The sequence below is a fragment of the Clostridium polynesiense genome, assembly GCF_000820705.1.
Taxonomy (GTDB): Bacteria; Bacillota; Clostridia; order Clostridiales; family Clostridiaceae; genus Clostridium_AA; species Clostridium_AA polynesiense.
The window spans coordinates 1-10,764 of sequence record NZ_CCXI01000098.1 but is presented as its reverse complement, the minus strand read 5'-3'; the positions used below and the strand labels follow the sequence as shown (position 1 = coordinate 10,764).

11 protein-coding genes are annotated in these 10,764 nt (G+C 35.5%); 7 read left to right on the top strand and 4 right to left on the bottom strand.

Features of this window, described 5'->3' with window-relative positions; all coding sequences use genetic code 11:
- On the top strand, window positions 1–1,546 hold a 1,546-nt coding region (locus TA89_RS09050), incomplete at its 5' end, for an ABC-F family ATP-binding cassette domain-containing protein (RefSeq protein WP_040212706.1).
- A gap of 99 nt (window positions 1,547–1,645) precedes the next feature.
- On the opposite strand, the gene TA89_RS09045 is transcribed toward TA89_RS09050, so the two are convergent.
- A complete protein-coding gene (locus TA89_RS09045; RefSeq protein WP_052447394.1) occupies window positions 1,646–2,296 on the bottom strand; it encodes an SOS response-associated peptidase in 651 nt (216 codons plus the stop codon).
- Window positions 2,297–2,439: 143 nt separating this feature from the next.
- Between TA89_RS09045 and TA89_RS09040 the strand changes: the two genes are divergently transcribed.
- Together TA89_RS09040 and TA89_RS09035 are read left to right on the top strand one after the other, a co-directional pair.
- Window positions 2,440–3,522: a DUF3810 domain-containing protein gene (locus TA89_RS09040; RefSeq protein ID WP_040212705.1), complete on the top strand. Its 1,083-nt coding sequence runs from the start codon at window positions 2,440–2,442 to the stop codon at window positions 3,520–3,522.
- Window positions 3,523–3,675: 153 nt separating this feature from the next.
- Window positions 3,676–4,716 carry a pyruvate kinase gene (locus tag TA89_RS09035; RefSeq protein ID WP_040212702.1) on the top strand — a complete coding sequence of 347 codons (1,041 nt, stop codon included), beginning with the start codon at window positions 3,676–3,678 and terminating at the stop codon, window positions 4,714–4,716.
- Between the two features lie 38 nt (window positions 4,717–4,754).
- Here the strand turns inward: TA89_RS09035 and TA89_RS09030 are convergent, their stop codons facing one another.
- Together TA89_RS09030 and TA89_RS09025 are read right to left on the bottom strand one after the other, a co-directional pair.
- Window positions 4,755–5,879, bottom strand: coding sequence for a glycosyltransferase family 4 protein (locus tag TA89_RS09030; RefSeq protein ID WP_040212700.1), 1,125 nt, complete (start codon window positions 5,877–5,879; stop codon window positions 4,755–4,757).
- Window positions 5,880–5,900: 21 nt separating this feature from the next.
- Complete coding sequence (locus TA89_RS09025; protein WP_040212699.1) at window positions 5,901–6,833, bottom strand: hypothetical protein; 933 nt, start codon at window positions 6,831–6,833, stop codon at window positions 5,901–5,903.
- Between the two features lie 329 nt (window positions 6,834–7,162).
- Here TA89_RS09025 and TA89_RS09020 point away from each other — a divergent pair, with 329 nt between their 5' ends.
- From TA89_RS09020 to TA89_RS09005, 4 genes are all read left to right on the top strand, one after another.
- Window positions 7,163–7,492 carry a hypothetical protein gene (locus TA89_RS09020; RefSeq protein WP_040212697.1) on the top strand — a complete coding sequence of 110 codons (330 nt, stop codon included), beginning with the start codon at window positions 7,163–7,165 and terminating at the stop codon, window positions 7,490–7,492.
- Window positions 7,493–7,642: 150 nt separating this feature from the next.
- Window positions 7,643–7,840, top strand: coding sequence for a DUF1858 domain-containing protein (locus TA89_RS09015; protein ID WP_040212696.1), 198 nt, complete (start codon window positions 7,643–7,645; stop codon window positions 7,838–7,840).
- Window positions 7,841–7,864: 24 nt separating this feature from the next.
- Window positions 7,865–8,509 carry a hypothetical protein gene (locus tag TA89_RS09010; protein ID WP_423219501.1) on the top strand — a complete coding sequence of 215 codons (645 nt, stop codon included), beginning with the start codon at window positions 7,865–7,867 and terminating at the stop codon, window positions 8,507–8,509.
- 22 nt (window positions 8,510–8,531) lie between these two features.
- Window positions 8,532–9,080 carry a hemerythrin domain-containing protein gene (locus TA89_RS09005; RefSeq protein WP_040212693.1) on the top strand — a complete coding sequence of 183 codons (549 nt, stop codon included), beginning with the start codon at window positions 8,532–8,534 and terminating at the stop codon, window positions 9,078–9,080.
- 168 nt (window positions 9,081–9,248) lie between these two features.
- On the opposite strand, the gene TA89_RS09000 is transcribed toward TA89_RS09005, so the two are convergent.
- Window positions 9,249–10,764: recombinase family protein (locus tag TA89_RS09000; RefSeq protein WP_040212692.1), on the bottom strand; the 1,516-nt coding region annotated here is incomplete at its 5' end.

Here is a 10,764-nt window from a genome sequence, read left to right as displayed (position 1 = left end):
CGGAAGAAAGCTATTTGAAGATGTTAATTTGAAATTTACCCCAGGAAACTGCTATGGAGTAATAGGAGCTAATGGTGCAGGTAAATCCACCTTTTTAAAGATTTTATCCGGAGAAATTGAGCCTAATACAGGAGATGTTTCTCTAGCTCCAAATACAAGGCTTTCAGTGCTTAAGCAGGATCACTTCCAATATGATGACAATGAGGTACTAAATACAGTTATCAGAGGGAATGAAAGACTTTTTCAGATAATGAAGGAAAAGGACGAAATATATTCTAAGGCTGATTTCAATGATGAGGATGGAATTAGGGCAGCAGAGCTGGAAGCTGAATTTGCAGAAATGAACGGATGGGAAGCTGAATCAGAAGCCTCCTCACTGCTTCAGGGCCTTGGAATACCTACAGAGCTTCATGACAAGAATGTAGGAGAGTTGGACGGGTCTCAAAAGGTTAAGGTACTTTTAGCTCAGGCTTTATTCGGAAGACCTGGTGTATTGATATTGGACGAGCCTACCAATAACTTGGATGTTAAGTCAATTACCTGGCTTGAAAATTTCCTTTCTGATTTTGAAGGAACAGTTATAGTAGTTTCCCACGACAGGCACTTTTTAAATATGGTATGTACCCATATTTGTGATGTTGATTTTGGTAAGATAAAACTTTATGTAGGAAATTATGATTTCTGGTATGAGTCCAGTCAGCTTGCACTTCAAATGTCTAAGGATCAAAATAAGAAGAAGGAAGAAAAAATCAAAGATCTTCAAAACTTTATTGCAAGGTTTAGCGCCAATGCATCAAAGTCAAGACAGGCTACTTCAAGAAAGAAGCTTTTAGATAAGATAACTTTAGATGATATACAACCCTCAAGCAGAAGATATCCCTTTGTGGGATTCAAGCCTGCCAGAGAGGTTGGCAATGATATATTAAATGTTGAAGGAATTTCTAAGACCATCGATGGTGTTAAAGTATTAAACAATGTAAGCTTTATGGTGGGAAGAGAAGACAAGATTGCCTTTGTAGGAAATGAAATATCTATAAGCACTTTATTTAAAATTTTAACTGGAGAAATGGAACCTGATGAAGGAAGTTTTAAATGGGGAATCACCACCTCACAGGCCTATTTTCCAAAAGATAATACAGAATACTTTGAAGGATGCGATCTTTCCTTAGTAGATTGGCTGCGCCAATATTCAGAGGATCAAACAGAGAGTTATTTAAGAGGATTTCTCGGCAGAATGCTGTTCTCCGGTGAAGAAGCACTTAAAGAAGCAAAGGTATTATCCGGTGGAGAAAGAGTTAGGTGCATGCTATCAAGAATGATGTTAAGTTCAGCTAATGTGCTTATACTTGATCAGCCTACAAACCACCTTGACCTTGAATCTATCACTGCAGTAAATAATGGTCTTATAGACTTTAAAAGCGTAGTTTTATTTGCCTGCCATGACCATCAATTTGCTCAGACGGTAGCAAACAGAATTATAGAGCTTGATACAGAGGGAATTGTAGACAATAAAATGACCTATGATGAATATTTAGAATCTAAATAATCAGTTTAATAGAATGTAAGAAAATGTAAGGAAATGTCACTACCCCTGGGGTGATTCCAGAAAAAGGAATCACCCCAGGGGTAGTGACATTTTTTGGTGTTAAAAAAGTTTTAGCTGCTGCGCTTTATTAGTGGATTCTATAATTAATCTTCCTTCTGCATAAGGTATTAGCATTTCTTGTATTTCTATCGGTGAGGTTTTAAGGTTTAGATAGTCTTTTTCCAGATTCTTTGGTAATATTACCGGCATTCTGTGGTGTATGTCTTCCATATCCTTATTGGCGCTGGTGGTTATAATGACGTATCTTTCCTGAAGAGAACCATCCTGCATATGAAACAGGTTGTATATTCCTGCCATGGAGAATATATTTTCATCCTTTAAGCTGATTTCATATTTAACCTTGTCCTTCCATTCGAAAAAAAGATTTGCAGGAATTAAGCATCGTTTTTGTAAAATAGATTTTGAGTACATCCTTTTTTCAAACACCGTTTCACCACGAGCATTAATGATCAGCTTTTTATTAAAAGGAAAACCCCAGGACATAGCTTTAATGCCTTCTGGGGTAACCACTGCAGATTTGTTATCAGGATAGCGTACCCCTTGAATAATTTCTGCATTATCATTAATGCTTAGTTCTGGCTTTATTTCTTCTTTTTCCTGAGGAGATTGTACTGATTTTAGTTCATCTATAACCATAAGATATCTTTTTAAATCATCCATAGAAAAATCTAACTGAAAGCGTCCACACATAATAAAACTCCTTTCATATTATATTTTTAATTATAATATGTTCCTTCTCCGTTAGTATTAACAATATGAAAATTTTATAGTGGCTATAAGGAGGCAGAAAATAATATAATGTAAGCATAATAAGTTCAAGGAGAAAATAAATCATGACCAAAAGTATTAAAATTAAGCTTATATTAATCTCATTAACTCCTGTTACTATAATAATCAATTTATTTTCCAGAAGATATCCTCAGGTGGTGGAAAAATACTATTCTTCATTTATTAATAAATTTTTACGAGAAGCAATAAATTCTGTATCAGGATCATTTTCTTTTTCATTGGGAGAAATTTTGTTTTACCTGCTGGCAGCGGTTCTGAGTTTATTAATTATAAAGGTAGTGTATTCCGCCTTCAAAGGAAAATTTATAAACAGCATATTAAGTCTGGGAGCATATATTTCTATTCTTTATGTAGCTTTTATGCTGCTGTGGGGATTTAATTATAACAGGATGCCTTTAAACAAAATATTAAATATAAGTATAGAAAAATCTACAGTAGAGGAACTTTACAGCCTCTGTGAGGATTTAGCTTTAAGGGCTAATACTGTAAGAGAAAAAATTCAGGAAAGCCCAGATGGTGTAGCTATACTTCCTAAGGGTTATAAGGATATATTTGACAGAGCCTCCTTAGGATATAATGAAGCCGCAAAGATAAATAAAGCCTTTGATGGAAATTACGGGAGACCTAAAGGCATACTGTCTTCACCGGTGATGAGCTACACAGGTATAACAGGAATATATATTCCATATACCGGAGAGGCAAATGTTAACTTTAATTCTCCGGAATTTATGCTGCCCAGTACCACAACCCATGAAATGGCCCATCAAAGAGGATTTGCCAGAGAAGATGAAGCAAATTATATAGCTTATTTGACCTGTATTCTCCATCCTCATGATGATTTTAAATATTCAGGTATAATGCTTGCTTTAATTCATTCAATGAATGCTCTGGGAAATAAGGATATAAAGTACTATAAAGAAATAAAAAGTAAGCTGTCCCCAGGTGTAATCAGGGATTTAAATTACCAGAATCAGTTTTGGGAGAGATATGAGGGAAAAGCTGAGGAGATATCCAATAACATAAACAATAATTATTTAAAATCTAACGGACAGAGAGACGGAGTAGAAAGCTATGGAAGGATGGTAGATCTTTTACTGGCTGAGCATAAATATAAAAATAACAAATAAAATATCCCCATTAATCATTACGCTATACATATTCTAAAAGGTAAATATGAATAAAAATAATATAATTTTATAAACTGAAACATAGAATATATTGAGAATGCCTAGGTTTTTAGGAATTTGAAAATATTCATAGGTGTTAAGGTGGGTTATAGGATGGAAGTAATTTGTTCTGTAGGACCTAATGTTAAAACTACAGAGGATTTAAAGATTCTAGCGGAAAATGGTATGACTGCAGCAAGATTTAATTTTGCTCACTTGCAGGAGGAGGATTATGATTTTACAGCTTCTTTAATAAAGTATTTAAGAGAAAACTATGCATGGATAAAGATTATACAGGATATTCAGGGAAGTAAGCTTAGAATATCAAATAAATATCCCAAGGAGTTCCTGGCTTATAAAGGACAAGAGGTCTATTTTTGCACTGAAAGCTATTATACCGCTAAAAGAGCATTGGCAGAGGAGTTTAATATAATACCTATAATATACAATGGAAGCAGATTTGATTTTAAAAATGTAAGCAGAATACTCATTAAAGACAGAACCATGGAATTTGAAATAATAAACAGCAGCGATGACTTTCAGGTGATAAAAACAGCAGTGAGGCGAGGTGGAATCATTAGAGGTGAAAAGGGGGTAAATGCTGTGGGGTTTAACAGAGAATCAGCAAAATTATCCCTTAAGGATAAAAAGGATATAATTTTTGGATTAGAAAATTATGTGGATGTTTTGTGTTTATCTTATACTACATCTACCAATAACATTATAGAATTAAAGGAATACATCAGTCAGGTGAATAAATATATAAAATCAGATAAACTGCCTAAGATTTGGGGGAAAATAGAATGCATAAATGGAATAAACAATTTAAAGGAAATAGTAAAAATATGTAACGGTATAATGATTGGAAGGGGAGATTTATTTGCAGAAGCTGATTTGCTGGATTTACCCGTTTATGAAGAACGTATAATGGAATGTATGAAAACAACAACAAAGCCACTTATAATAGCTACCTATTTACTTGACACTATGAAAAACAGCACTATTCCCAGTCTTCCTGAAATTAATGAGATATACAGATTTATAAAGAAAAGGGCAGATGGATTTATGCTGGCAGGAGAGGTATCTTCAGGAAAGTATCCAAGGGAAGCTTTGAAGTTTCTCGTAAACATGATAGAAAAATATTCCGCCAAATAAAAGGAGACCTTTATAAAGTATAAGGTCTCTTTTTATTACTAGAGATTAATCAAATTTTCATAAAGCTTTGATATTATTTTATCCCAGTTGAATTTTTCCACGCATAGCTCATAAAGCTTTTCTGATTCCTTGGATAAATCTTCTTTAAGCATATATTCCTCCAGTGCTTTAGAAAGTGCTTCTGTATCTCCGGGAGAAACTAATACTCCGCTTCCTGGCCCAACTAATTCTCTAGCTATACCTACATCTGTGGAAATAATAATATCGCCATAGGCAGCTGCTTCCACCAAGGATATCCCAAAGCTTTCAAAATCAGAGGTTAAGCAGAATATTTTTGCACGCTTATATTCCTCATAGAGCTTTTTTCTGTCTGTTATATTTCCTTTAACCTCAATTCTGTTTTTTAAATATGGATATTTTCTAAAATAATCTTCAAGATAAGTGTTAAATCCTTCTTCTACAGGTCCTGCTAAAATAAGCCTCCAGTTAGATTTATTAATATTATTTACTTTAGCAAAGGCTTCTAAAAGCATTGGGGTATTCTTTTCCTCCGCTCCTATCCTTGCTGATGTCAAGATTACATTTTCTTTTGATGAATAATCGTAATTCACGCCAATTTGATCTACATATTGAAAATCTACACCGTTAGGTATGATAATGAGCTTTGATTTATACTCAGGGAAAATGTTAATTAGTTCTTTGTATAATATTTCCTGCTCAATGCTCATTAAATTTATTTTATTTAACAGGCTTTTAAGTAACTTCATCTGAAAGCTGTTAAGCTCTGCAATCCTCTCAATGAGTTTATGACTGGAGTCCAGCTTTAAATATATTTTTCCTTTTTTATTTTTTAGTTTAAAGGCATATACATATGCAGCGGTACTTAAAGTAATGTGAAATATTTGAAGTATATCAATGTTCTTTCCATACCTTAATAGATGAAGGGCTCCATCCAGAGTAAAACTTTTAAATATTTTATTGACAAATTTAAGCTTTAGTCCCTTCACTTCCTGGGTAAGATAGGGGTAATCTCCATTTTCGTAAGTTATTACGCTGGAATCAAAGTCATAATTTTTATGGAGTTTATAAGGTATCATACCCATATCCTTTACCAAATGAACATTAGCAGTTTTTAAATACTGCATAGCATATTTAACCTTCATTTTCTGTCGTCCTTTCTTTGATTAAATTCCGTCATCCTCTACTATTATATCAGGTGGAAGTTCAAGCCTTTCAGGATGTTTTATAAGAGACTTAAAATATTTTAAGGCTTTAACCAAATAATACCCGTAAGCTATGCGTTCATCAAGAGTAAATACCACATCAAGCATGCATTTAGTTACAGAATTCCCCTGAGAATCCTTTTCATTAATTTTATCCAATGCTCCCATAGTTATAAATATGGAGGAATTTCCCCATTCATATAAATGATGATTAATTGCACCATGTCCTATACTTCCGAGGTTAGATATAAATGCGGAGGTAAAGAGGGGGTCTGTATCTATAAAGCTCTTAGGCAGAAGTCCCCAATCATTAAATTTATTAACCATGAAAACCAGTATGGTAATAAGTGGTGAGGGAAGCTTGGATACAAAATACATGAGCCTGTCATCATCTTTTTCAGCAGTGGATCTGCAGTATTCAATATTTTCCTTAACTTTTAAAGCTACGTCAAAAAGTGTGTCAGTCTTTTCAAAATACAGCTTTGCACTGGTTTCATCAACCTTGCCTCCGAGATTCTTTAAAACTATAAAAGAAAAGGATATATAATTTCTGGCATAAAGCTTTTTACCGCTTATGAATCTGTTTAAGTAAGGATATGAGGATATAGTCCTTACCAAAGCAGCGATTACTATATGAAAAGTACCGAGATTTAAACCTGGGTTTTCTTTGTTTTTTCTCTTTATATATTCCCTTGCTGTAGTAAAGTCCAGTCTTTCCGGTGAATATACTAAGCTTTCTGTACGGGTTTTAAATATATATGGAAGTATCTTTTGCATAGAAGTAATATTTTTTAAAGGTACTCCGTCTTTTCTGAAATTAATACTTATTGAGGGCCATTTTTTAGGAGCAGAATCCGGCCTTAAAGCTTTCTTGTCATTTAGATTTGCTTGCATTATAGGGTTCCTCCAGTAATTAATATTTAATTATTAATAAGTCCTCTCTTTAATTATAAAGCATATTTAAAATAATTGGTATATTGTGTCATATAGTTTAACCGTTAGAGAGCAATGAAAAATAACTTATCTGTATATTATATTAATTTTATTATATTATTACAATAAAGGATAATAATGTTTATAAATAAGAGTTAATTTCGTTGGTATATATTTATGGAATTAATAAAATTGTTTATACTTATAATAAGTGATTATAAAACCCAAATATAAGGTTACAATTAGTTCTTTATATGAATTTTTAAATATATCTTTAAGGAGGCTGGGAAATGAAGTCATCAGGTAAATACTTTTTTATGACTATGGTAACAGTTATTTTTGGAATCCTCATTACATATTTTATCTGGTACAGTAACTTGGAGGAATACACCTGGGAGAATAATAAAGTTACCTGCGGAAAAATAACTTACAGAGATGCCGGTGAAGAGGGAAAGAAATACGCAGAGAATAGCTACAGGATTAATAAAATTATCGGAAGGTTTAAAGGGGATAAATTTTTAGGATCTAAAAGTTTTGTAGTAAAGCTTAAAAATACCAGTGAAAAAGAGGCGGTTCTTATTAAAAGGAGTATGTGTGAGTCTATATACATTGCAGAATAGAGGCAGTGTATGTAGACTTTTTATTTTTAAATAGTATTTTATCCGTAACATATATTACCGAAATACTGGGGATTAAAAGATATAATTAAAACATAATAGTTATTAAAATAATATGATTAATTTTAATATAAAATGAAAGGTGGAGCTTTAATGTTAATTACTAAGGAAACAATCATAGGAGAATTAGTTAGAAATTATCCGGAGGCTATTGATATTTTAATGAATTTTGGAATGGGCTGTATAGGATGCCCTGCTTCTCAGGCAGAATCCATTCAGGATGCAGCATTAGTTCATGGTATAAATGTAAATGAGCTTTTAGAAGAATTAAAGGAAAAGCTTGACAAATAATAGAAATTCAATCTTAATTATGGAGTGGTAAATTTGAGTAAATTTTTAGGTAAGATTCACTATTGGCTGTTTAATAAAATAAAATGGTTTGAAAGCATTGAAAAAGATATTATAGATTACTGCAGAGGAAATAATCTTCCTGTAGATATTTGGAACAGTAAGGTTTGGGATAAATACGGCAAACCTACAGAAGACAGGCCTTTGGAGGAGCTTATAGATACATCTGATATTCACGGATGGCTGCAGGATAAGATAGAAAAAGCAGAAAGCAGACAGGCTGAATATATAACGGAAATATTAAAATCCTCAAATAGTTATGAGAAGGATTTAATTGATATATTTTATAATAGAGGTAAAGAAGATGGAAAATTCTCCAGGACTCAAAGGTCAGCAGCTTCACCGGAGGAAGTCTTTTCAGCTATAAATGACTACATTTTAGATGGGATGCCCTGCGACAGGGTTAATGAATTTTTAGAAAATACAGAGGATGTTTTCACATGGAGGGCTACGAGGTGTCTGCATGCTATATACTGGAATAATGCAGGAGGAGAAGTAGGAAAGTTTTATCTTTTAAGGGGAAAATGGATAGAGGCTTTTGTAGAAACTTTCACTAAAGAATTTAAATACACAAAAAATGATGACGGCAGTGAAAGCATTAGAGGAAAATAGATGGAATTGAGGAGATTAATATATGAAAGCAATTGAAATAATGATGGAAGAGCATAGAAATATAAAAATTGCTCTGGAAATATTAAGAAAATATTCCTTGAAGCTTTTGAAGGGTGAGGAAGTAAATCTGCAGAACTTTTATAAGATAATAGATTTTATTAGAAACTACGCAGATAAACATCATCATGGAAAGGAAGAAAAAATGCTCTTTAATAAGATGGTGGATGAATTAGGAGCACCGGCAGAAAAGCTTGTTAAATTTGGAATGCTGGTTGAGCATGATTTAGGAAGGCTTTATATAAAAGATCTGGAGGAAGCACTGGAATCTCTAAAAAAAGGGAAAGAGGATGCTAAGCTTGATATAATAGCAAATGCAATAGGTTATTGCAATCTGCTTAAAAGACACATAGATAAAGAAGATGGAGTAGTTTATAAATTTGCTGAAAAAAATCTCTCAAAGGATACATTAGAGAAGCTGGAAGCGGAATGTGAAGAGTTCGAAAAAGAAGCAGAAAAGGAAGAAATTCAAAATAAATATCTTAAATTGATTGAGAAATTAAATATAGATTAACCAATTAAATATAGATTAATCAATAATCAATTTGAGTCCCTTTAAGAAGTTAATTCTTATCTAATCTAGCATATAAAATCCCCAAAAGAATCCTGACTAAGGAAGGCTTAATAGTGATAAGGTACTATTTAGCTTTGCGAGGGGCAGAGAACGGTGTGACCGCAATGGTCACGCCGTTTTTCTGCGTCCAGGGGTAGATTTCGCAACAACAGGCTCGGAAATCACAGGAATCTCTACATCATCCACGAAGTTGAAATAGATTTTTACCTTCTGTACCCGCTTGCCGCTGGATTTGTCCGGTGGAAACACCTCAATTTTCTTGATATACTCATTGACTATCGTAGGTGTCAATTCCGGCACATCCACATACTTCTGTGTCAGGGCTACAAAGGCATCCACATCTGCACTCATGGTTTCCTGCGTTTCCAGCCATTCTTCCGTCACTTCAATTTCGAGTTTTAACCGCTCCTGCTCTGCCTCGTAATCGGCGGTCATTTTCTTATACCGCTCCTTACTCAGATCGCCCAGGACAAAATCCTCATAAAGTCGGGACAGAAGAACATCCAAGTCAGCCAGCCGTTTCTTGGCCTGCTCCACTCGCTTCCGATCCTCACGGATATTGCGTTCCTGATCGGAACGGCGGCATTGCAGCCATTCTTCCTGAAAGCCTTCCACATCCTGCCGGATATAGGCATTGACCGTACGGATGCGCTCCAGCACCAGTTCCCGCAGTACATCTTCACGGATATAGTGGGCAGAACAGGTGCCTCGACCACTTTTGTAGCTGGAGCATACATAATGGTCTTGCTTGCCGTCAAAGCTTTTGCAGGTAGCAAAGTGCAGCTTATTCCCGCAATCAGGACAGAACAGAAGCCCAGAGAACAATCCCTGCCGTTCCGCTTTTGTGGGACGGCGTTTGTTTTTTCGCAACTCCTGCACCCTGTCCCACTGAGCCTGAGAAACGATTGCTTCCTGCGTATCAGGGAAGATACACATATCTTCGATGGCATTGGGAATCCGCTTCTTCAGCTTATAGGACTTGGAATAGGTCTTGAAATTGCAGGTACAGCCGGTGTACTCCATCCGTTCCAGAATACCCGCAACCGATTGACCAATCCAATGGTAAGGGCGCTCCGGCATTTTCTTACGCTTTTTGGGGTCAGGATGGTCTTCCGACTGTTTGGCATACAGCGCCTTGGTAGTCAACACCTTATCCTTCTCCAGTATACGGGCAATCTGTTCCGGCCCCTTGCCGTCAATGGCCAAGTCAAAGATGCGCTTGACTACTGGGGCGGCATCCTCGTCAATGATCCAATGGTCTTTATCGGCAGGGTCAGTGCGATAACCATAGGGCGGTTTTCCCAGATGCTTTCCGCTGGTGCCTTTCTGCCGGAATACGACTCGGACTTTTTTGCTGGTGTCCCGTGGATACCATTCGTTGAACAAATTACGGATAGCGGCAAAGCCGTCGCTGTCGCCCCGTTCACTGTCCACACCATCATTGACGGCGATAAAACGCACATCGTAGCTGGGGAAAATGATGTCCGTGTACTGTCCAACGGTCAGGTAATCTCGGCCAAACCTACTAAGATCCTTGACCAGCCAGCAACCGACAAGCCCCTGCTTAACCAGTGCAAAGCCTTCCTGCACGCCGGGGCGGTCAAAATTGGTTCCCGTATATCCG

What these genes read in the sequence shown, in the direction of transcription:
- TA89_RS09045 (WP_052447394.1), bottom strand. Translation starts at nt 2,296, where the DNA reads ATGTGTGGACGCTTTCAGTTAGATTTTTCTATGGATGATTTAAAAAGA.
- TA89_RS09040 (WP_040212705.1), top strand. Translation starts at nt 2,440, where the DNA reads ATGACCAAAAGTATTAAAATTAAGCTTATATTAATCTCATTAACTCCT.
- TA89_RS09035 (WP_040212702.1), top strand. Translation starts at nt 3,676, where the DNA reads ATGGAAGTAATTTGTTCTGTAGGACCTAATGTTAAAACTACAGAGGAT.
- TA89_RS09030 (WP_040212700.1), bottom strand. Translation starts at nt 5,879, where the DNA reads ATGAAGGTTAAATATGCTATGCAGTATTTAAAAACTGCTAATGTTCAT.
- TA89_RS09025 (WP_040212699.1), bottom strand. Translation starts at nt 6,833, where the DNA reads ATGCAAGCAAATCTAAATGACAAGAAAGCTTTAAGGCCGGATTCTGCT.
- TA89_RS09020 (WP_040212697.1), top strand. Translation starts at nt 7,163, where the DNA reads ATGAAGTCATCAGGTAAATACTTTTTTATGACTATGGTAACAGTTATT.
- TA89_RS09015 (WP_040212696.1), top strand. Translation starts at nt 7,643, where the DNA reads ATGTTAATTACTAAGGAAACAATCATAGGAGAATTAGTTAGAAATTAT.
- TA89_RS09005 (WP_040212693.1), top strand. Translation starts at nt 8,532, where the DNA reads ATGAAAGCAATTGAAATAATGATGGAAGAGCATAGAAATATAAAAATT.